The 22,265-nt window shown below is 36.3% G+C and carries 15 protein-coding genes; 6 read left to right on the top strand and 9 right to left on the bottom strand.

From position 1 onward, the window contains the following. Positions 1-7: 7 nt before the first annotated feature. From AC5SR4_RS07735 to AC5SR4_RS07745, 3 genes are all read right to left on the bottom strand, one after another. Positions 8-616: an FAD-dependent oxidoreductase gene (locus AC5SR4_RS07735; protein WP_495358963.1), complete on the bottom strand. Its 609-nt coding sequence runs from the start codon at positions 614-616 to the stop codon at positions 8-10. Position 617: 1 nt separating this feature from the next. Continuing rightward, positions 618-821 carry a hypothetical protein gene (locus AC5SR4_RS07740; protein WP_495358964.1) on the bottom strand — a complete coding sequence of 68 codons (204 nt, stop codon included), beginning with the start codon at positions 819-821 and terminating at the stop codon, positions 618-620. 104 nt (positions 822-925) lie between these two features. Continuing rightward, on the bottom strand, positions 926-1,513 hold the full coding sequence (locus tag AC5SR4_RS07745; protein ID WP_495358965.1) for a MarC family protein: 588 nt from the start codon (positions 1,511-1,513) through the stop codon (positions 926-928). A gap of 109 nt (positions 1,514-1,622) precedes the next feature. On the opposite strand from AC5SR4_RS07745, the gene AC5SR4_RS07750 reads away from it, so the two are divergent. From AC5SR4_RS07750 to AC5SR4_RS07760, 3 genes are all read left to right on the top strand, one after another. Further along, positions 1,623-2,189 (top strand): DUF3109 family protein, encoded by a 567-nt coding sequence (locus AC5SR4_RS07750; RefSeq protein WP_495358966.1) that lies wholly within the window; start codon positions 1,623-1,625, stop codon positions 2,187-2,189. Between the two features lie 295 nt (positions 2,190-2,484). Further along, positions 2,485-3,465, top strand: coding sequence for a ribonucleotide-diphosphate reductase subunit beta (locus tag AC5SR4_RS07755; RefSeq protein WP_495358967.1), 981 nt, complete (start codon positions 2,485-2,487; stop codon positions 3,463-3,465). A 226-nt stretch (positions 3,466-3,691) separates the two neighbouring features. Further along, entirely contained in the window at positions 3,692-6,175 is a 2,484-nt protein-coding gene (locus AC5SR4_RS07760; RefSeq protein WP_495358968.1) for a ribonucleoside-diphosphate reductase subunit alpha, read from the top strand. Positions 6,176-6,233: 58 nt separating this feature from the next. On the opposite strand, the gene AC5SR4_RS07765 is transcribed toward AC5SR4_RS07760, so the two are convergent. From AC5SR4_RS07765 to AC5SR4_RS07775, 3 genes are all read right to left on the bottom strand, one after another. After that, the gene (locus AC5SR4_RS07765; protein WP_495358969.1) at positions 6,234-7,106 is read right to left on the bottom strand and encodes an OmpA family protein; all 873 of its coding nucleotides are present in this window, start codon (positions 7,104-7,106) and stop codon (positions 6,234-6,236) included. 140 nt (positions 7,107-7,246) lie between these two features. Continuing rightward, entirely contained in the window at positions 7,247-9,562 is a 2,316-nt protein-coding gene (locus AC5SR4_RS07770) for an inorganic phosphate transporter (RefSeq protein ID WP_495358970.1), read from the bottom strand. A gap of 64 nt (positions 9,563-9,626) precedes the next feature. Next, a complete protein-coding gene (locus AC5SR4_RS07775; protein WP_495358971.1) occupies positions 9,627-10,817 on the bottom strand; it encodes a porin in 1,191 nt (396 codons plus the stop codon). 393 nt (positions 10,818-11,210) lie between these two features. On the opposite strand from AC5SR4_RS07775, the gene AC5SR4_RS07780 reads away from it, so the two are divergent. Next, positions 11,211-11,567: a toxin-antitoxin system YwqK family antitoxin gene (locus tag AC5SR4_RS07780; protein ID WP_495358972.1), complete on the top strand. Its 357-nt coding sequence runs from the start codon at positions 11,211-11,213 to the stop codon at positions 11,565-11,567. Positions 11,568-11,642: 75 nt separating this feature from the next. Here AC5SR4_RS07780 and AC5SR4_RS07785 read toward each other — a convergent pair whose 3' ends face one another. The 3 genes from AC5SR4_RS07785 to AC5SR4_RS07795 all read right to left on the bottom strand — a co-directional run bounded on the left by AC5SR4_RS07785 (position 11,643) and on the right by AC5SR4_RS07795 (position 17,047). Then, on the bottom strand, positions 11,643-13,655 hold the full coding sequence (locus AC5SR4_RS07785) for a beta-helix domain-containing protein (RefSeq protein ID WP_495358973.1): 2,013 nt from the start codon (positions 13,653-13,655) through the stop codon (positions 11,643-11,645). Between the two features lie 148 nt (positions 13,656-13,803). Further along, positions 13,804-16,545, bottom strand: coding sequence for a TonB-dependent receptor (locus tag AC5SR4_RS07790; RefSeq protein ID WP_495358974.1), 2,742 nt, complete (start codon positions 16,543-16,545; stop codon positions 13,804-13,806). Positions 16,546-16,678: 133 nt separating this feature from the next. Then, positions 16,679-17,047, bottom strand: a complete 369-nt coding sequence (locus AC5SR4_RS07795) for a carboxypeptidase-like regulatory domain-containing protein (protein ID WP_495358975.1) — start codon at positions 17,045-17,047, stop codon at positions 16,679-16,681. A 403-nt stretch (positions 17,048-17,450) separates the two neighbouring features. Between AC5SR4_RS07795 and dgt the strand changes: the two genes are divergently transcribed. Both dgt and AC5SR4_RS07805 read left to right on the top strand, forming a co-directional pair. After that, a complete protein-coding gene (dgt, locus tag AC5SR4_RS07800) occupies positions 17,451-18,791 on the top strand; it encodes a dGTP triphosphohydrolase (protein WP_495358976.1) in 1,341 nt (446 codons plus the stop codon). 300 nt (positions 18,792-19,091) lie between these two features. Continuing rightward, entirely contained in the window at positions 19,092-22,244 is a 3,153-nt protein-coding gene (locus AC5SR4_RS07805; protein ID WP_495358977.1) for a PA domain-containing protein, read from the top strand. Positions 22,245-22,265: the final 21 nt, after the last annotated feature.

Below are 22,265 nucleotides of genomic sequence, written 5' to 3' on the forward strand. Positions count from 1 at the left end.
CAAAGCGTCACTCTGTAATCTTATCATGCACCTTAGTGTGTTTACCGCCATTCCAAAGTGTTAAAATATCGGTTGCCACATGGGCTCCGCTACCTGAAGCCATGGCAAACTGACTACGCCATCCTGCCAAAGTACCTGCTACATATAGGTTTTTAGTGATAAGGTGGTTATTGTTTTTAAGCCAAATACGATCTTTTTCTATAGCAGCTTTTGGGTGGGGCTCAATATAAGCATCCAAGCCCTTGATGGTCATTAAATTGGTATAACCCACAGCTATAACAACAATATGCGACGTATAAGTATTTTTGTTGGTTTTAACAGTAAAAGCATCTTTGGCTTTAAAGATTTCCAAGACCTTTTCCTTGTCTATTTGTGTAACGTGCGGGTATAAATCTGCCAACTGTTTTTTCCCCGTTTCTAATATAGAGGCACCCGTAGTGCCCGGGGGCAAGCCCAAAACATTATTAAATAAAGCCGTTTGTAAATGCGATGTTTTTTGATGGGTAATTATGCCTATGTGCTTGTCTTTTGCAAAAGCTTTGTCCTTTGCCGACCCCAATACCAGGGCACAAGATAAGCCAGCAGCTCCGCCACCAATAATTAAAGCGTCATACATATTAGCGATGTTCTTTTACTTTTTGCTCAATACGTTTCGATACATATAAAATAAGCATGATAAGCATAGCGCAAAGGGATGCCAATATGGTAATTAAAGCCACCATGCTTTCGCCCTTAAAAGGCGCGTGAAAGTCAATTTGCGTGCTATTAAAAATAATAAGTCCTAGCGAGATAATACTTATGATGATGGTTAATAGTTTCATTTTTTAATTTTATTAAATTTAACTTACACTGTCATTCAGAGGGAGGTACGACCAAAGCATCTTAAAGATGCTTCGCTTCGCTCTGCATGACATTCTTAAAAAAATTATATAAGATCGAACAATGCCTTAATATTATGTGCAAACAGTTTAACGGCAATGGCCAGTAAAACCACACCAAACACCTTACGTATAATGTTGATACCGTTCTGGCCTATAAGGCGTTCAATTTTCGCCGATGTTTTTAGCACTATAAAAATAATAATAACATTTAAGATAACCGCAACAATAATGTTTTCAGTCCTGAATTCAGCTCTTAAAGACAACAAAGTGGTTAAACTTCCAGGACCCGCAATTAAAGGGAAAGCCAATGGAAAAATAGTTGCAGATACGGCGTTGTGTTCTTCCTGTTTGTAAAGTGTAATACCTAAAATCATTTCCAAAGCAATGAAAAACAGGATAAAAGACCCTGCCACGGCAAACGAGTTAACATCAATGCCAATTAAATTTAAAATGCTTTTCCCCAAAAACAAGAACATTACTAAAATTACACCAGCAATTATAGAGGCTTTTTCGCTTTGTATATGTCCTACTTTTTTACGCAAGTCAATAACAATAGGAATGTTGCCAACAATATCTATAACAGCAAATAAAACCATAAAGGCCGTGAAAATTTCTTTAAAATTAAGTTGCATAAAATGGTGCTTTAAAAATTTGCTGCAAAAGTATGTCAATATCCCTTAATATTGATGGTATTAAAAGCTAAAGTTTCGTTATTTTTGCCAACGCAATTTATAGATATTTATGTTTCAATTAGGAAAGACCATCGTCTCTGAAGATATTATAGATAAGGATTTCATGTGCAATCTTACAGCATGTAAAGGGGCCTGCTGCATAGATGGCGATGCGGGTGCACCACTAGAAGCAGATGAAGCAGACATATTAAAAGCCATTTACCCTAAGGTAAAACCCTTTTTACGTAAAGAAGGCATTGCTGCTATAAAATCGCAAGGTGTGTATACAACTTCTGAAGATGGTGATTTAGAAACACCCCTAATTGATGGGGCAGATTGTGCCTATGTTATTTTTGATGATAAAAATGTGGCACTATGTGCCATTGAGGAAGCCTATAACCAAGGTGTTATTACCTGGAAAAAACCCGTGTCTTGCCATTTGTACCCCGTAAGGGTTCAAGATTATAGTGAATTCTCGGCTGTAAATTACCACAAATGGCAAATATGTGATGATGCTTGTACCCTAGGTAAAGAATTGCAAATTCCCATTTATAAGTTTGTAAAAGAAGCATTAATTAGAAAATTTGGTGAAGATTGGTATATGGAATTAGAAAAAATCGCCAACACCAAAAAATAGACTTAAAAACCAAAATTTTACCTTTAAAAGTAGCCTTTCTTTTGCGTTTTACAGTGCTTAAGTGCCTATTGTTTTGTTTGAGTTTGACAATCCTAATTAATTCATATTTATTTGATTATCAACATATTATGTTTTTATAGAAATTCCCTTTCAAAACAGCAAAACAAAAATTTTTGTTAAAAACTTGTTGACAATGTTTATAACTATACCTTTCATTTTTAACAGCATTTTTCAATCTTTGTTACTTCCAAAATCAATAAATTTTCGTCTAATTATTTAAAAAACACTAAAAACAATGTCTCAGCCCGTAGAACCCATTCTTCAAGAAAACAAAGATCGTTTTGTTATTTTTCCAATCCAACATCATGATATTTGGGAGTGGTATAAAAAATCGGAGGCTAGTTTTTGGACAGCGGAAGAAATCGATTTGCATCAAGATCTTTCTGACTGGAAAAGTAAATTGAATGATGATGAGCGTTATTTTATAAAACATATTTTAGCCTTTTTTGCTGCCAGTGATGGTATTGTAAATGAAAACTTGGCAGAAAATTTTGTGAATGAAGTACAGTACAGTGAAGCGAAATTCTTTTATGGATTTCAAATTATGATGGAAAACATTCACAGCGAAACCTACTCGCTTTTAATTGACACATATGTAAAGGACGAAAAGGAAAAAAACCTATTGTTTAATGCTATTGAAAATTTCCCAGCCATTAAGAAAAAAGCAGAATGGGCCTTAAAATGGATTGATTCCCCCAGTTTTGCTGAGCGCTTAATTGCCTTTGCAGCTGTTGAGGGGATTTTCTTTTCAGGTGCTTTTTGTTCTATTTTCTGGTTAAAGAAAAGAGGCTTAATGCCAGGTTTAACCTTTTCTAATGAGTTGATTTCTAGAGACGAAGGTGTGCACTGTGATTTTGCAGTACACTTACATAACAACCATTTAAAAAATAAAGTATCTAAAGAACGTATTAAAGAAATACTAGTAGATGCCTTAGATATAGAGCGTGAGTTTATAACAGAGTCGCTACCAGCTAGTTTAATAGGTATGAATGCCAAATTAATGGCACAGTACCTAGAGTTTGTAACAGACCGATTGCTGTCGGAGCTAGATTGCGAAAAAGTATATAATACCGCCAACCCATTCGATTTCATGGACATGATTTCATTACAAGGAAAAACCAATTTCTTTGAGAAACGTGTTTCCGAATACCAAAAAGCAGGTGTGCTTAATAAAGAAGAAGATAAAGATAAATTTACGTTTGATGCGGATTTTTAAAATATAAAATCGGTTAAACAATAAGAAGCTTTATAACATCCAAATAATAGTGTTATCCCATACACTACAATGAACGAGTTTCAATAAAAATGGGAGATTTAAACAATATTTTTTAATCAACTAAACTAAATATTTGGCTAATGGATAATTAGTATGAATATTTAGAATAATAAACTAACCAATTTTCTGAAGGTGTATCAGAAAACCTAAAAAAAGAGTTTTAATTATGTATGTAGTAAAAAGAGACGGCAGGAAAGAACAAGTCATGTTCGACAAGATTACCGCAAGGGTTCGAAAATTATGTTACGGGCTAAATGAATTAGTAGACCCATTAAAAGTAACAATGCGTGTTATAGAAGGGTTGTACGATGGTGTGACCACCAGTGAACTTGATAATCTAGCAGCAGAAATAGCTGCAACCATGACAACGGCACATCCAGATTATGCTCGTTTGGCAGCGCGTATTTCGGTATCTAACCTACATAAAAACACCAAGAAGACATTTAGTGATGTTATGCACGATCTGTACACCTATGTTAATCCTAGAACAGGTAAAAAAGCGCCACTTTTAGCAGATGAGGTGTATAAAGTTATTATGGAACATAAAGATGTACTGGATTCCACAATTATCTATAACCGTGATTTTGGGTACGATTATTTTGGTTTTAAAACATTAGAACGCTCCTATTTACTAAAACTCAATGGAGCTATTGCTGAAAGACCACAGCACATGTTAATGCGTGTAGCAGTGGGCATTCATTTAGATGACCTAGATGCTGTTATTGAGACTTACGAGTTGATGTCTAAAAAATATTTTACCCACGCTACACCTACACTCTTTAATTCTGGTACACCTAAACCACAAATGTCGTCTTGTTTTCTACTTACCATGAAAGAAGACAGCATAGATGGTATTTACGATACACTAAAACAAACCGCTAAAATATCGCAATCTGCCGGTGGAATAGGTTTGGCAATACACAATATTCGTGCTACTGGCAGCTATATAGCGGGTACCAATGGCACCAGTAATGGTATTGTGCCCATGCTTAAGGTATTTAACGATACAGCACGTTATGTAGATCAGGGAGGTGGAAAACGAAAAGGGAGTTTTGCCATTTATATTGAGACTTGGCATGCCGATATTATGGATTTTCTCGATTTAAAGAAAAACCATGGTAAAGAGGAAATGCGTGCACGTGATTTATTTTATGCGATGTGGATTTCTGATCTATTTATGAAGCGTGTACAAGAAGATAGTCAGTGGACCCTAATGTGCCCTAATGAATGTCCTGGATTGGATGAGGTGCATAGTGAAGCATTTGAAACGCTTTATTTAAAATATGAGAGCGAAGGTAAAGGTCGAAAAACAATTAAAGCACGCGAACTTTGGGAGAAAATATTAGAGTCTCAAATTGAGACAGGGACCCCTTATATGCTCTATAAAGATTCTGCTAACCGTAAATCAAACCAACAGAATCTTGGAACCATCCGTTCGTCAAATTTATGTACAGAGATTTTAGAGTACACGTCGCCTGATGAAGTAGCGGTATGTAACTTAGCATCTATTGCGTTGCCTATGTTCATTAAGAATGGTGAGTTTGATCATAAAGAACTTTTCCGCATTACAAAGCGTGTTACCAAAAACTTGAACAGAGTGATTGATAGGAACTATTACCCAGTAATAGAAGCCAAAAACTCTAATATGCGCCATAGGCCCATAGGTTTAGGAGTGCAAGGATTGGCAGATACATTTATTCAATTACGTATGCCATTTACAAGTGATGAAGCCAAAAAATTAAATCAAGATATTTTTGAAACACTTTATTTTGCTGCTGTTACAGCAAGTATGGAAGAAGCAAAGGCCGATGGCCCGTACGAAACATATAAAGGATCGCCTATAAGTAAAGGAGAGTTCCAGCACAACCTTTGGGGGCTAAAGGATGAAGAATTAAGTGGTAATTGGAATTGGGACAAACTGCGTAAACAGGTTATAAAACATGGTGTGCGTAACTCACTTCTGGTAGCACCTATGCCAACAGCTTCTACATCACAAATATTGGGGAATAATGAGTGTTTTGAGCCCTATACTTCAAATATTTATACACGTCGTGTGTTGTCTGGAGAGTTTATCGTAGTTAATAAACATTTATTGGAGGATTTAGTAGAACTAGGCCTTTGGAATGATGGCTTAAAGCAAGAAATTATGCGTGCCAACGGTTCTGTGCAAAATGTGGATGTGCCACAACATATCAAGGATCTTTATAAAACCGTTTGGGAGTTAAGCATGAAAGACATTATAGACATGTCTCGTCAAAGAGGATACTTTATAGATCAGTCGCAATCACTTAACTTATTTATGGAAGGCGCAACGATGGCCAAACTAACGTCCATGCATTTTTACGCATGGAAAAGCGGCTTAAAAACAGGTATGTATTATTTACGAACTAAGAGTGCCGTAGATGCTATTAAGTTTACATTACAAACAACAAAAAAAGAAGAGCCAATAGCAGAAGAGGTAGAAGTTGTAAAACAAGAAACAGTAGCTGTACAGCAAGAAAAGAAAAAGCAAGTTGCTGTTAAGAATGCAGCTAAATTTGCACAACAAAACACCCAGGAAATAGAGCCGATGTCTCCAGAAGAGATGAAAGCACTTATAGCCCAAGCAAAAGCATCTGAAGGGGATGATTGCTTAATGTGTGGCTCCTAAAATAAAAAAGCCTTGCAGTTTTACTGCAAGGCTTTTTTATTTGATTACTAATTATTAATTAATAATTATTCATAACGGTTTGATCGTTTGATGCCATCAAGGCGAAAAACTTGTCAATGTTTGGAAGAATGATAATGCGGGTTCTTCGGTTTCTAGCTCTGTGCTCTGCAGTATCATTATCAGTAAGCGGTTGGTAGCTACTTCTACCAGAAGCTATCATTTTTTCTGGATCTACATTGTATTGGTTTTGAAGCTTTCTAACAACAGAGGTTGCTCTCAATACACTTAAATCCCAGTTATCAGCTATTTTTTCAGTATTGATACTTCTAGAATCTGTATGGCCTTCTACCATAACATCCAAACTAGGTTCAGAATTAATAACATCGGCTAATTTCTGTAAAATGGCATTTGCCTTAGGGCTAATCCTGTAGCTTCCGCTGTTAAATAACATTTTATCAGAAATAGAAATCATAACCACAGTTTCATTAATATTCACTGCAATATCTTCATCTTCGTTAATATCACTAGAAGACATGGTTTTTTCTAAGTTATAAGCTACAGCTAAGTTCATGGAGTCTTTTAATGTTTTAGCTTCACTTAGTTTTGCAGGATCAACCTGCTTAAGTGTTTCACGCATCCTAAGTTTTGCATCATTAGAAATAACAGCACCATTATCTAAAACATCCAATTTTGAGTTGTTTTCTTCAGTAAGTGTTCCTACATCTTCTTTTAAGGATACTATTTTACTATTGTATTCATCTACACGGGCTTGAATTTTGGCAAACTTAGTTTCTAAATCCTCTTTTTCCACTTGGGTTTTCATTAGCTCGCTTTTAATCTCTCCATTTTCTTGTTGTAAAGCCACATATTTTTTCTTTGATACACAAGAAAAAACGAGCGCTGCTAATAATAAAATTGAAATTTTCTTCATAATAATAAATTAACTTAAGGTTTAAAGGTTTAGGGTATTTACGGTGTGAAACGGATTATAGATGTTTTTGGGGTTATTTATTTAAAAAAAAGAGGCTTTTTAAAAAGCCTCTTTTAATATATAACTATATATTTTAGATGTTATTCCTCCTCAGGTGTAATAGTTGCTGGTTTTACCGAAGCATCATGAGCGTTGTAATACTCCTCTAAAAGATTCATGGTTGCATTAAGTAAATCTTTTGTTTCTAGCAGTAAACTAAAGTATAAAGTTGTGTTTTTAGGACTTGATTCTTCTGTACGGGTACGCTCTACTTGTTTTTGTATTTTATTAGTAACCAAAGAAGTGATTTCCTCTTTTTTCCCCAGAATAACACCTATTTGCTCAAAAGATTGTGTTTCGAATGCATTTCTGGTATTGTTGAACAAGGTTTCAAAACGCTCATCAACCTCTTTTAACTCCTTAATTTGATTGAACTTTAGTTTTTTATGGTTGTTATTAACATGCTTGTGGCTTACCTTGGTTATGTACTCTAAAGATTGGGTCATATCTTGTAAGTAACCCAGAATATGAATATAAAAATTACTGGCACCTAAACTGGATTCGTCCAAATTCTTGATGAAATAGAAAATGTTATCTCTTAGTTCATCAACTTCGTTGGATAGCTTTACAATTTGCTTTTTATTCTTTTTAAGTAATGTTAAATCTTGTTTTGCCAATCCGTTAATGGCAGTTGTATAAATTTTATTACCGCGCTTTACCACATTTGCAATGTTTTTAGCGCTTTCAATAATAACCCCTTGTATGGAACTGCTCTCTGCTTTTTCTAAGCTGTCCTCGGCTTTTGCCACTTTTGATTTCTTGGTATGTGCAATAGAGCTTCTTATTAGAAGAACAAATGCCGTTAACAGTAATATAGGGAACATTACTGTAACATTTAAATTCAACAAGTAAGCAACGAGTGCTGCTGCAAAAAAGGCACTAAAAGCAGTAAAAAACCAACCACCAATAACATTTAAAACCCCGGCCACTCGATATACAGCACTTTCTGCACCCCAGGCTCTATCGGCCAAGGATGATCCCATAGCAACCATAAAGGTAACATAGGTTGTAGATAAAGGTAACTTATAAGAAGTAGCTATAGAAATCAATACAGCAGCAACCATTAGGTTTACGGCTGCACGAACCAAATCGAAAGCAGGCAGCTCATACTTTTTATCTTTATTAATTGTAATAACAGGCGCTTCAAATTGTTGATCAATTTTGTTTTGCCAGCTCTTAGGTAAAATATAAGAGGACATTTGAGACATAAGCATGGCCGATCTTACAAAGCCTCGAGATAAAAAGTTTGGTTGAAAACGTTCTTTAGTTTCACTTTGGCTAGATAAATCTATCGATGTTTTTACTACGCTTCTGGCTTTTGTTGAAAACCATAATGTTAATACCATAATTAAACCTGCAAATACCAACAGTAGTGTAGGTGTTGGTGCCTTACCGCTTAAACTTTTCATAGAAAACTCTGAAGCGGATAGTCCTAAAGTATTTATGTCAGGATTCATAAAATCTTGATAAGCTTGGTAGGCACCTGTTGAAGGGCCTATAAAGTTAACCAGGTCATTTCCGGCAAAAGCCAATGCCAATGCAAACGTACCTATGATAATGATTAACTTATAAATATTGGTTTTAGCAAAGCTTATGAGAGAATAGGAAAGCAAAGACCAAAATATAAAACTAATGAATACTATAAGTATTACTTGATGCTCTAAGAAGGACTTAATGGTTTCTCCTCCAGTAATATCAAAACTTTGTTGTGCAAAATTAGTGCCTCCAATCCCTTTCATAAAGATAAAATAGGTAATAGAGGTTAAGGCAAGCCCACCAAATAAGGCTCCAACCCATTTTGCTTTCTTTTCAAAATTATAAGACAAAAGTAGTCTCGATACCCATTGCACAATAGCACCAACCGAAAATGCGACCACTACCGAGAGCAGGATTCCAAAAATAATTTGGGAAGCTTTAGATGTGTTTATATAATTTAATAAGTCGTTAAAAGTCCCACCATCGTTTCCTATCTTAATAAGTGCCATGGCAACTGAGGCTCCCAATAATTCAAATACAATCGATACGGTTGTAGACGTTGGCATACCCACCGAGTTAAAAAAGTCTAATAAGAGAATATCCGTAATCATAACGGCCATAAAAATAATCATGATCTCACTGAACATAAATTCCCCCGGGTTAAAAATCCCTTTACGGGCTACCTCCATCATACCACTTGAAAAAACAGCTCCAATGGCTATCCCCAAGCTAGCAACAATCATTATGGTTTTAAATGAAATAGCTTTAGACCCAATAGCAGAATTCAAGAAATTTACGGCATCGTTACTAACCCCAACTACTAAATCGGCAATTGCCAAAATAGCCAGGGCTATAATCATGTACAAGTATAAATTTTCCATAGTTTAAATTAATTTGCAAATATCTTTAGTGTTTTTATATGTTGTGTTATGTAATTGTTATATTTTAAAAATGCACATCCAATTGAAGCCTGTACATAATTTGGCTATTACCATTAGTAATATCTAAATAGCTAATATCTGATTGCACTTTTAGGCTATGACCTGCAATATATTTAGAAATTCCTAAAGTATATTGATTTTCAGGATTTTTGCCAGTTACGGATTGATCTAATGTTATATTGGTATACCTTCCAGATAGTTCCCAATTGGATTTAAATAAATATCCAGTCTGTAAGTTTAAACCCTGCCCTATTTGAACTTCATCACCAGTAAGAGAACCATCGGCATTTTTTGCAAATGGGTCATCAGCATCTCTTTTGGCATATTCTGCCATAAAGGAAAACCCATCGTATTTAAACATAGCATCTATAAACCATGTTGTTATGTTTGTTTCAAAAAAACCTTCATCTGTTATCATGTAAGAACCTTGATTGCTTCTATTTTTAACAGCATTATTATTAAAATCGTAACTAGCTCCAATGGCTAATTTAGGTGTAAGTTCCCGTTTTAAGTCACTGCCCGAATAATCTCCCTTACCATTAAAATTACCAAAGGGTAACAATTCAATACGCCCAGTATATTCATGCCCCCCCAAATTACCTGTGGTAACATTTCTTCCTTCACCTTGTGCTATGGAAAAAATCTCTTTAACAATAAATGTATTTGAAAGTTTGAAATGATGCCTTAATTGTAGGCCCATATCCCTATCTATATTAAATCTACTGTTTAGTAATGAACGGTCTACTTGTTGTAAGTTTGCAGAAGATATAACCCGCTCTCTATTGCCTGGAAGCTTTGTTTGCCCGAACCATAGTTCAAGGTTTTCTGCAAAGTTCCACATAACAACGGCATCTAAGATATACCTAGGGGCATTACTAGTAAACTGTGACGCACCCGAAATATCTCTATTAGATAACCCAAGTTCTATTTTATATTTAAGTTTGGGCGAAAACGCAAAGCCATTAAATTTTAACCTGGCACGTCTTATCAAAGCACTAGATTCGTTGGTTTCGCCATCTTCCCAAGTGGAGGCAGCTAAAATTTGCATTCTAGCACCAATTTTCATGGTCCAAGAACTGTCTTGACCAACTAGATTAAAAATACCTTTACCAAATTTTGGGGAAGTTTCTTGAGAACCAGAAGTGTTTATACTTAATATGAGTATAGCTACTGGAATAGCATACTTTAATTTCATTATAGTTATTAGTTTTTGTCACTGCAAAGAACCAATACCTATGTTAATTTAATGTTACGTAATTGTTAAATGTGTAAATTTTAAAAAAAGACTGCCTTGGCCAAAGGCAGCCCATTAGAAATCATAATAATGTAGTCGACAAAAACTAATAGATTATATGAAATACTAAAATAATATAGTCTTAAGACTAAGTTCAAATATCAAGGTTTTAGATAATGTAATTGTAACCTCAATATTAAGTAATCATTAATATTCCAATGTTAAATTTTACTTTGTAACTATTTTAAAATCAATTATTTATGATTTTAATGTTAAATTAATGTTATGTAAATATTGATTAAATGTTACCTAATAGCTATATTTGATATTATTAATGTATAAAACCCCATAATTATGAAGAAGTTATTTTTATTTTGTTCTGCCTTTTTAATTGCTGTGGTTGCTTTTGGTCAACAAAAGCGGGATTTAAAATTTAACAAGGAAACTAATTTAATTGATGTTGTTTATTATCATGACAATGGCGTTGTAAGCCAAACAGGGTCTTACACTACAGATGGTAAACTACAAGGTGAATGGTTAAGTTTTAACACAGAAGGTAAGAAAGTGATTTCTGGAAATTATGATAATGGGAAGAAAGTCGGCAAATGGTTCTATTGGACTAAAGAAACTATCAAAGAAGTAGATTATGATGCTAATGTAATAGCAAGTTTAAAAGAAACGGAAGTTAAAGAAGACAACCAAGGCCTTTAAACTGCATAATTAAACTAAATAAAAAAGCATCACGCCATGGCGTGATGCTTTTTTATTTATAATAGCGCTTGTATTTTATAAACCAGCACTAGTCCAAGTCCAAGCAGAAATATCCACTTGTGTACCTGTATTGTAAGCATCAGTTGTTGTAGCCGCCACACCATCAATAATAATATTGGCAAGTGGACCATCATCAGCCATATCAATGTTTGTATCATAACCACTTAAATAAAGGTTAGTGATAGTTGCACCCGATTGTTTTTTGAATTGTAAGGCTGTACCACCTACTGTAGAGATTGCCGTTACGTTGATGAACTTAGGGTTGCCATTCGCTTTGTCACCTTCAAAAGCCGTAGAGAAACCTGCTTTGGTGTGAGAAATATATGTGTTGGTAACAGTACCATTCCATCCTTCTGTCCAATCTACAGCATCATCATCATTGTCTTTTAGATAAATGTTAGTTACAGAAGCAGTACCTCCAAAGAACTCAATACCATCATCGGCACCATTAATCACAGCAATATTTTCTAAAACAGTTGCAGATCCAACAGCATAAAGTGATACACCGTTGTATTGAGATTCTGAATTAATTTGAGCTCCGGTTCCTTTAATAACTAAATTTTTGATAGACCCCGAGTTGTCAGCATCATTAGTGCCACCATAAATAAACCCACCAATTTCAGCAGTCGCATTTACACCGGCCGATGTTGTAGCGTTACCACAAATGGTTAAACCACCCCAATCACCTGGTTGGGCATTTACAGAAGCGATTACAACAGGGTTTTCAGGTGTCCCTTGAATATCAATTTGGCCACCTTGTAAAACCGCAATGTAAACACCGGTACCTCCATCTCTAGCCGTTATTTTGGTTCCGGCAGGAATTGTTAATTTAGCACCAGATTGTACAATGTAAGAGGAGTTTAAGTTATAACTAACAGAAGCATCTAAAGTTACATTAGTAGTAACAGCGCCTTGTAATAGGCTGGTTTCAAAAGATAGGTCAGAGTCCACCCAATCAAAAGCTGTAACATCTACAGTAGGAACTACAGTCGTGTTTAAAGCAAATGTGTAGATGCTTTCATCTTCTGTAGTGTTAGTATCATCTTCAACCATAGCTACAGGTGTGTAACCATCAACAAACACCACGTTTGCAGTGTCGCCACCATCTTTCATATCTAAATCAACATCATAACCGCTTAAAGATAAGTTAGTAATGGTACCACCAGATTGTTTTTTGAATTGTAATGCAGTACCACCAACGGTAGAGATTGCAGTGATGTTAATGAATTTAGGATTGCCATTGTCTTTGTCACCTTCAAAAACCGTAGAAAAACCAGCAATGGTGTGTGAGATGTAAGCCGTAGTTACGGTGCCATTCCATCCTTCAGTCCAATCGATAGAATCATCATCGTTATTTTCTAGATATAAGTTAGAAACCGATACAGTTCCACCAAAAAACTCAACACCATCATCAGAGCCATTAATAACAGCTACGTTATCTACTAAGGTTCCAGAACCAACAGCGTAGAAAGACACACCGTTATATTGAGATTCTGGATTAATTTGAGCACCCGTACCAACAATTTGTAAATATCTAATTACACCAGAAGTATCACTATCATCATTGCCCCCATATAAGAAACCGCCAACTTCAGCTTCAGCATCTACGCCAGCAGTTGTTGTAGCGTTACCACAAAGTGTTAAACCGCCCCAATCACCAGGATTACCATTAGCAGAAGACATTACAACAGGTTTACTAGAAGTACCATTAATATTAATAACGCCACCTTTAAGTACAGCAATGTAAACATCAGTTCCACCATTGTCAGCTAAAATTTTTGTGCCTGCTGGAATCGTTAAAGTTGCTCCATTGTCTACAATAAATTGACCCGTTAAGTTGTATTGTACTGAGGCATCTAATGTATAGGATTCTTTTAAAGTACCATTCATCACACCCGTTTCTAGGTTAGCTACTACGTCGGATTGCTCTTCACCAATAGGCGCTGGATCATCAGAATCACAACTTGTTAAAGCTATAGCCGAAATCATTGCGGCTACTTTAAAGAAATTTAAGAATAATTTTTTCATGTTAATTTTATCAATTTTACAGTTAGTCCTTGTTAGGAATTATTAGTCATGCAAAGTAAACGCTTGTGTGTTGTACAACCTTTAACTCAATATTAAACATAGGTTACGATTGCTTTGGTTTAAAAAGCGCAGTGTTAACTAAAAGTTACTAAAAGGTATATTTTAAACTAAGGCTTAATTGACTTCCTTTTTTATAAGCACTAACCGTTTCATTAGTTTCTACACCTGTATTAATATTTCGTATCATTTGGGTTTGTTTAATCTCTGGATTAAGTAGGTTGTTACCAACAAATTTTAGCATGAGCTTATCGGTTATCATTTTACTAACCACTAAATCCAATGTAAAAAAGGCTTTTTCAATAATTTGGTCGTTGTATAGTACGGCACTATTGGCAAAGTCTTCTGGCGAACCCAATGCAAATATTTTATCAGATGCATAGTTGCCAGTAGCAGTTGCTATAAACGCTTTTTCAGTTTGACTGTTGTAACTTAATGAACCGTTTAAGATTAAATCGGAAGCACCTTGTAAATCGGTTTCAGTCACATTTTTATATTGATACGCTTCCAGTAAATCTTGTGTAAACCACATTTTGGTGATGTTGGCATTGAAGTTTAATAAGCTCGCTTCATCTTCGTTTTTAAGAAGATCTAAACGGGTTTCCAGTTCCAATCCAAAAACATCGGCTTTATCACCTGTATTAGAATATTGAAAAATACCAGAAGAGCCTCTAGTTTGTGCTAGGTTAATGGGGTTTTTAATGTTTTTGTAAAACGTCGTTGCCGAAATTAATTCACTATTGTTAGGGAAGAACTCCCATTTTAAGTCTACATTAATAACCTCAGACTTTTCCAGATTTGGATCACCACGAGTAACACGACCCGTTGGCGATACATATTCAAAAGGGGCTAATTCTTTAAATTCAGGAAGGGTTTGTGTCATACTAGATGCTAGGCGTAACGACTGTTTTTCATTTAGTTCGTATTTAAAGTTAACACTAGGGTATAATTCCGAGTATTCTTTACTTATTGAACCAACCCGGCCTACATAATTGGCCACATCCCAAAGCACATTAATTTCATCGCGTTCAAAACGTACTCCAAGGTTACCAGAAAATCGTTTGTTGATTCCAAAATCCAAATTGGCATAACCCGCCATAATATTTAAATCAGCGTCATAGCGGTCTGGATCTCTTTCTCGCAATACTAAACCATTATCGAAATTTTCGGGAGCAAAGGTTTGTGTAAAATCATCTACAGATGGCACTTGAAAATCACGTGCCCTTACACCTATAAAAAGGGAACTGAACACACGATCTTTTTGACGAAAATCTGCACCAATATGTAATTTATAGGGGGCGATATCCTCTTCATCTAATGTGCCAAAAGTAAAAGCGTCATTAATGTAAGCGTTGTATTCAGTGTCCTCGATTTTTTGACTGGATTTTCTTTGTTGAAAATCGCCAACGTGGGCATATTGTATTGTGCTGGCGTCCAAAATATTGGCTTCATTACGTATTCTGTTAGGTTCTTGTGCTAAAACATAGTTATAACCTGCGGCCCAAGTTAGCGTATTCTTTTCGCCAAATCTGTGGTCACCCTCAAGTTGATTAACCAGCATTATGGTTTGTTTAAAATTTTGATCCCTTACAAAAGCACCTTCTTCCTGTGGGTCTTGGTCAAATACATAGCCTTCACCATTTCTACCTTGTTCATAAACATTATCATCACTCTTATTAACAGATAAACTGTTTATTCTTAAGTTGTGATTGTCACTTAATTTCAAAGATAGGTTTATATAGCCTGTAGAGTTGGTGCTGGTCTTAGACAATTCTGTATCAGTAAATTCATTATCTAAAATATTAGATCGATAACTTCTAAAAACACCTTCTTGATAGTTGTAGGTTTTAGAGTGTGATCCAGCAACAAATAATTTCAGTTGCTTACCAGCAAGGTCAAATTTAGTACCACCAGATAAAGACAATCCATAATTACCAGTGTTACTGTGATTGATTGGGTCCCAGGCTTGGCGTGTAATTAGGTCTACCAATGCATATTGTTTTTTGTGGAATCCTAAAGTAACATCTTCAGAAATGATACTCCTTTTAAAGTTGTTATCCCCAATAAGATTTGTATTATAACCAGAAGAAACCGTAACCGAAAGTTCTTTTTTGGAATACGATTTAGAAGTTATATCAACATTACCAGAACTTTGATCGGCATAATCTGATGTAGCATATGTTTTACTAATACCTACATTTTCAATTATATTGGTTGAAAACAAGTTTAGATTAATGTTCTTATTGTTAACATCATCAGAAGGAATTGGTAAGCCATTCATGGATGTCGATAAATAACGATCGCCAAGGCCTCTAATATATATTTCTCCAGAACCTTCACTTTTGGTAACACCTGATATTTTAGTTGTTGCGTTTGCAGCATCAGAAACACCAATCTTTGATAGACGCTCAGCCCCAATACTTTCTTTTATTGCAACCGCTTTTTTCTGTTCCAATAATAAAGCCGTTTCACTCTCTCTTTTGGTAGTTGTGGTAATAACCACTTCATCTAAAGAAGCGGCACTGGCCCCCATGGGTACATTAACTTCAGTTACTTTATCTGCAACAATAGTTACAGGGATTTCTTGGGTTTCGTATCCTACGAAACTAAATACCAGTGTGTAAGACCCAACTTCTAATCCTTCAAAACTGTAAAGCCCATCAAAATCAGAAGTGGTTCCTTTAGTAGTCCCTTTAATTAAAACATTCGCAAATGCTAGTGGTTCGTCGTTATACTCTTTGTCAGTAAGCTTTCCAACAATAGAACCAGTGGTGTTCTGTGCATAGGATGATGTCGCTATGAACAGAACCAATAATACAATAAAATTTTTCATTAGTTTGTCTTGATTTCTTGGCGCAAAGAAACCATTGGAATGTGAATAAAGTGTTACCTGTAGATTAAAGAACGGTAATTAAAGTGTTAGCTCAATGTTACCTAAATGTTATTTAGAAAATAATATTTAGCAATCAATTAACGTCAGCATTGGCACTTGCCATCGCCAATGCAAAATCGTCTAACGATACAGTACTTGCTTTGAGCGATAATTTCACTTCTGCGGGCTTCTTGGCATCAACATGCACGGTTATTTCTTGAGGCTCATAACCTACAAAGCTACAAACCAAGATGTAATCGCCATCTGCTAGATTTTCAAAAGTAAATATGCCTGTAAAATCTGTATCAGCACTTAAGTCGGTGCCTTTAATAGCAACATTAGCAAGTACCAATGGTGCATTGTCAACTTCGTTGTCCATAATTTTACCAACAATTAAGCCAGTGTCCTGAGCAAACGAAAATGCTGTAGAGAATAAGAAAAAAAGTATTGCTAATGGCTTCATAACATTATATGTAATTCACTTGAGGCAAATAAAATCAATTAGCACGAAGTATGTGTTATGTAAACATTAAGCGTTTTTGATTAAAATGTTACCGTAATGTTAAGAATAAAAAGTGAAAAACGAGTAACTCCTGCACTCGGGGTGTGCTTTGTAAACCTTTGCATTGCATAATGTCATTCAGAGGGGGGCCAAGCGTTTAGAAAATGTCCTGTGGACATTTTTAGCGAAGGTGCCTGTCTGGTGTAAGGAGCCGAAGAATCTCTTCCATTACAGAGATTCATCGCTGCGCTCTGAATGACATGGTGCTCTGAATGACAAACGATTGTCTGTTTTAACTTTTCACTTTTAGTTTTTCACTTTTCATTGTTAATTTAATTATCTTGCCAGCACATAATTATTTGCTATGAACTGGGAACAATTATTATCCTTAAAACGATTTGGCGACACCAATAAGCGCATACGAAAAGAGCAAGACGAAACTCGTTTGGGTTTTGAAGTAGATTACGACAGGGTTATTTTTTCTTCAGAATTTAGAAGCCTCCAGGACAAGACCCAAGTCATTCCACTTTCACAAACCGATTTTGTACATACGCGGTTAACCCATAGTTTGGAGGTTAGTGTTGTAGGACGTTCACTGGGGCGTTTGGTAGGCCGAAAGTTATTGGAAAAGCATCCACATTTGCAAAATGTACATGGGTACCAAGCCAACGATTTTGGAGCTATTGTAGCAGCTGCAGCTTTGGCACATGATATTGGAAATCCACCATTTGGACACTCCGGTGAGAAGGCCATCGGTGAATTTTTTAAAACAGGTGATGGTCATAAATACCAAAGTCAATTAACAGCAAAGGAATATCAAGATCTATGCGATTTTGAAGGGAATGCCAATGGGTTTAAAATCCTAACTGAAAGTAGGGCTGGTAGGATAGGAGGCTTACGCTTAAGCTATGCAACGTTGGGTGCCTTTACTAAATATCCCAAAGAGTCACTTCCAAAAAAACCGACCAAGCATATTGCCGATAAGAAATATGGTTTTTTTCAAAGTGAAAAAGGAGCCTTTTTAGACATTGCCAATGAATTAGGATTGATAAAGCGAAGTGAAGCGTCACTTCATTTTTCAAGACATCCACTAGCTTATTTGGTTGAAGCAGCAGACGATATTTGTTATACTATCATCGATTTTGAAGATGGTATCAACTTAGGCTTAATTCAAGAAGAATTTGCTTTGGAATATTTGATTAATTTGGTGCGCGATCGGATAAAGACCGAAAATTATTATGCACTTTCAAGTAAAGAAGACCGTGTAAGTTATCTAAGGGCCTTGGCCATTGGAACTTTAATTGACGAAGCTGCAACCATTTTCATGAAACATGAAGATGCCATTTTGGAAGGCTCCTTCGATTGTGCGCTTTTAGATAAAAGCAAATATGATGCACAAATAAAAGATATTATTAAAATAAGTATTGAAAACATATACCAATCTACCGAAGTTATTGACAAAGAGATTGCTGGGTATGGTGTTATCAATACCCTATTGGCTACCTATACTAAGGCAGTTAACAATGTGTTTAACAATACGGCGTCCAATTACGATAAGCTCATTTTAAAAGCACTGCCCGATACTATCAACATGGATAGTGCTAGCTTATATGAGCGTTTGTCAAGTGTTTGTTATTATGTGTCGTTGTTATCAGATAGCAAGGCGATATTAGATTATAAAAAAATTAAGGGGATAGACTTTTAAAGATAGATGTTTCCCTATAAATCTGTATATTAGTTACTTTCTTTAGTGAAAAGAGAAAATCACGCTAAAGACGTGACAGGAAGAGAAGAGAACAGAAAGGCGGCGAGTGTTCAGAGTTAAAAGTGAGCACACTATATATAGTAAGTAAACTTAGATACTCAGCTACTTTGAAATGTAGATCCTAAAAAAAACTTATGAAACATCCATAAGAATTGCATTTACAAACACGAACATGATTTATCTAGGTGTTCCTCCCGATAGCTATTGGAAGGACGAATAAAAAACAATGAATATAAACAGATGAAAAAAATAATATTTTCCTTGATAGGGGGGCTTGTATTGGTTTTTATTGGTCTGCAAATAAACAGACAAGAAGGTGCCTCTAACAACTCTATGGCAGTACTTAGAAAACAGCATGAAACATTTTTAAGAAATAGTCCTTTTAAAGAAACCCTTAAGCTTTCAAAAAAAGAGCGTAAGGCTAAACGGCTGCCACCTAATAAATATTTTGAAAGGTTGTGGGAGCTTACTATGAATCCAGCAACGGGAAAGCCAGAACCTGAAAAACTGTTTAGCCTCCAAAAACAATTGAGAGACAAGGCATTATTTTCAAAACTACCTGGAGAAAATACTAACAATTGGGTAGAGCGTGGACCCGATGATGTTGGCGGAAGAACCCGAGCTATTATGTTCGACCCGAATGATGCTACAAACAAACGTGTATTTGCTGGAGGGGTTAGTGGAGGACTTTGGGTAAATGACGACATCACTTCTGTTAACGCTTCTTGGACAGAAGTTAATATACCTCAAAACTTAGCCATATCATGTATCACCTATGACCCTAACAATACCATGACGTTTTATTTAGGAACGGGAGAATCTTATGTACAGGGACAGGTAAATGGGAATGGTGTGTGGAAATCTACAGATGGTGGTGCCTCGTGGGCAAAAGTATTTGGAGGAGTTACTGGTGAAACCACCTTTGAAACGGCGGCCCAACTTACCGTAAATTCTCCAGCAGGTCTTGCAGGTACTTACCAAGTAGCCGAAGCGGCCTTTGGTCCTGTTTTAACTTCAGTGTCAGGAAATCTGGTTTTAGTAGATGATGGTACTGCCGCTCCAAATATGGGGTGTAATGCCTTAACCAATGGGGGCGCTATAAGTGGTAATATTGCTGTTGTAGAACGCGGCACTTGCAACTTTACCGTTAAGGTTAAAAATGCCCAAAATGCTGGAGCCATTGCCGTATTAATTGTAAATAACATTGCAGGCCCTCCCATTATTCCAGGAGGAGAAGATGCTACCGTAACTATTCCGTCCGTCATGATTTCTAGAGATGAAGGCCAAGCCATTATAGCACAACTAGGCAGTGGTGTAAATGTTACCATAGCATCTGTTGCTTCGCCCGTTACGGCAAATTATGTAACTCCGGGGATACACCATATTAATGATATTGCAGTAAGAGACATTGGGGGAGGAAATAGTGAAGTGTATGTAGCGGCGGCTTCTACGATCTATAGAGATGCCAATCCCGTTTCTATATTTGGTATAGAAGAATTCGGATTATACCGGTCCACTACCAACGGCTCCAGCTGGTCTAAATTGAGTTTGCCACTTACATCTGGTAGCACTGATTATATGCCAAACGATATCGATATTGCCATAGATAATGCGGTATGGGTTTCTACGGCAACCAATCCCTACGGTGAAGGTGGTGGTGCGGTGCTTTCTTCATCAAACGGTACTTCCTATACCTTAAAGAAAACAGTAGCCAACGGCGATCGTACCCAAATTGCGTTATCGTCGGTTGATGCGGATAAACTATTCGTACTGGCCGAATTAACATCGGGTACCAATGGCGTGGCCATTATTAAAACTGAGGATGGGTTTGCCACGGAAACCAATTTGCCCTTGCCCGTGGACGCGGAGACAGAAATTCCTTCTACGGATTTCACGAATGGACAGGCATTCTATAACTTACTTATTGAGTTAGACCCTACGAATGATGATAATGTATATGTAGGAGGTATTGATTTGTTCAGATCTTTAAATGGGGGGAGTACGTGGTCACAAATTTCAGAATATTACACCAGTACGGGATTAAGTAATGTGCACCCAGACCATCATGCTTTGGCTTTCCATCCAACAGATGCCAGCAAAGCGATTAATACCAATGACGGTGGGGTGTATTACGCAACATCCTTAACAGGAACCCCATCCATTGTTTCAAGAAACAAAAATTATAATACCGTACAATTTTACCATGCCTCTATAGGTCAAGAAGTTGCTAGTGAAAAACTGTTGGCAGGTGCACAGGATAACGGATCCCAATTTATCAATAATGCCTCTGCGGGACTTAACGGGTCTTTAACGGTTACGGGAGGTGATGGTGCTTTTGTGTTTGTAGACAAAGACAATGAATATATTGTAACATCCTCACAAAACGGTAATTATTATTACAGGGATTATGCTACAGGAGAAACCAGTGGCTACACCATTGAAGATGGTGCTGTGGGCGGACAGTTTATCAATCCTACCGATTTGGATAGTAGTAGCGACTTTTTATTTGCTGATGGCACAGCAGGTGCCACTTACCAAATAAATAGGTATAAGTTATTTGCTGGGTCTGCTACTGCCACTACTATTAGCGACCCTTTATTGGATGCTTATCCAACGGCATTTAGGGTGTCTACCATAGAAACCAATACCATGTATGTTGGAACCGATACGGGGAAACTTCTTAAAATTGAATTAACTCACCGTCCAACACAAATTTGGACTGAAATAACCGGGGATGATTTTTATGGAAGTATATCTTGTATTTCACTGGGGCAAACGGCCAACGAGATTTTTGTAACTTTTTACAATTACGGTGTAACGAGTATTTTTTATACGGCAAATGGGGGTACTACCTGGGTGAGCAAAGAAGGTGACTTGCCAGATTTACCTGTTAGAGCTATTATGATGAATCCGCTAAACACCAATGAAGTGATTATAGGTACCGACCTAGGGGTTTGGGCGACACCAAACTTTAACGAAGCCAATCCCAATTGGTACCAATCCAATAATGGGATGAAAGACGTGCCTGTTACTAGTTTTGATTTAAGAACATCAGATTACACAGTGTTGGCTTCTACCTATGGGAGAGGGTTGTTTACAGGGAAATTTACAGCCGATGGCAGCTCATTAACGGTTGATGAAAACACGTTTAATAGCTTAATAACAGTTTACCCAACCGTTTCTAATGGGCACTTTAAAATAACATCTCAAAACGACGTTAGGCAAGGTACATTACGTGTTTTTAATTTAAGTGGTAAGGAAGTCTACACATCTGAGTTAGATTTTAATAGAAATGCTGTACAAGATATTTCCCTTAGGGCATCAAGTGGTATATACATCGTTAAGTTTAAATCTGAAAGCAAGTTATCCACCCATAAAATTATTATTAAATAGCAGGTGAAGTGCTAAATACTA

This window comes from Aestuariibaculum scopimerae (assembly GCF_059428085.1).

Excerpts from the sequence above, each read along its gene's own strand:
- AC5SR4_RS07735 (WP_495358963.1), bottom strand. The coding sequence starts at position 616 with ATGTATGACGCTTTAATTATTGGTGGCGGAGCTGCTGGCTTATCTTGT.
- AC5SR4_RS07740 (WP_495358964.1), bottom strand. The coding sequence starts at position 821 with ATGAAACTATTAACCATCATCATAAGTATTATCTCGCTAGGACTTATT.
- AC5SR4_RS07745 (WP_495358965.1), bottom strand. The coding sequence starts at position 1,513 with ATGCAACTTAATTTTAAAGAAATTTTCACGGCCTTTATGGTTTTATTT.
- AC5SR4_RS07750 (WP_495358966.1), top strand. The coding sequence starts at position 1,623 with ATGTTTCAATTAGGAAAGACCATCGTCTCTGAAGATATTATAGATAAG.
- AC5SR4_RS07755 (WP_495358967.1), top strand. The coding sequence starts at position 2,485 with ATGTCTCAGCCCGTAGAACCCATTCTTCAAGAAAACAAAGATCGTTTT.
- AC5SR4_RS07760 (WP_495358968.1), top strand. The coding sequence starts at position 3,692 with ATGTATGTAGTAAAAAGAGACGGCAGGAAAGAACAAGTCATGTTCGAC.
- AC5SR4_RS07765 (WP_495358969.1), bottom strand. The coding sequence starts at position 7,106 with ATGAAGAAAATTTCAATTTTATTATTAGCAGCGCTCGTTTTTTCTTGT.
- AC5SR4_RS07770 (WP_495358970.1), bottom strand. The coding sequence starts at position 9,562 with ATGGAAAATTTATACTTGTACATGATTATAGCCCTGGCTATTTTGGCA.
- AC5SR4_RS07775 (WP_495358971.1), bottom strand. The coding sequence starts at position 10,817 with ATGAAATTAAAGTATGCTATTCCAGTAGCTATACTCATATTAAGTATA.
- AC5SR4_RS07780 (WP_495358972.1), top strand. The coding sequence starts at position 11,211 with ATGAAGAAGTTATTTTTATTTTGTTCTGCCTTTTTAATTGCTGTGGTT.
- AC5SR4_RS07785 (WP_495358973.1), bottom strand. The coding sequence starts at position 13,655 with ATGAAAAAATTATTCTTAAATTTCTTTAAAGTAGCCGCAATGATTTCG.
- AC5SR4_RS07790 (WP_495358974.1), bottom strand. The coding sequence starts at position 16,545 with ATGAAAAATTTTATTGTATTATTGGTTCTGTTCATAGCGACATCATCC.
- AC5SR4_RS07795 (WP_495358975.1), bottom strand. The coding sequence starts at position 17,047 with ATGAAGCCATTAGCAATACTTTTTTTCTTATTCTCTACAGCATTTTCG.
- dgt (WP_495358976.1), top strand. The coding sequence starts at position 17,451 with ATGAACTGGGAACAATTATTATCCTTAAAACGATTTGGCGACACCAAT.
- AC5SR4_RS07805 (WP_495358977.1), top strand. The coding sequence starts at position 19,092 with ATGAAAAAAATAATATTTTCCTTGATAGGGGGGCTTGTATTGGTTTTT.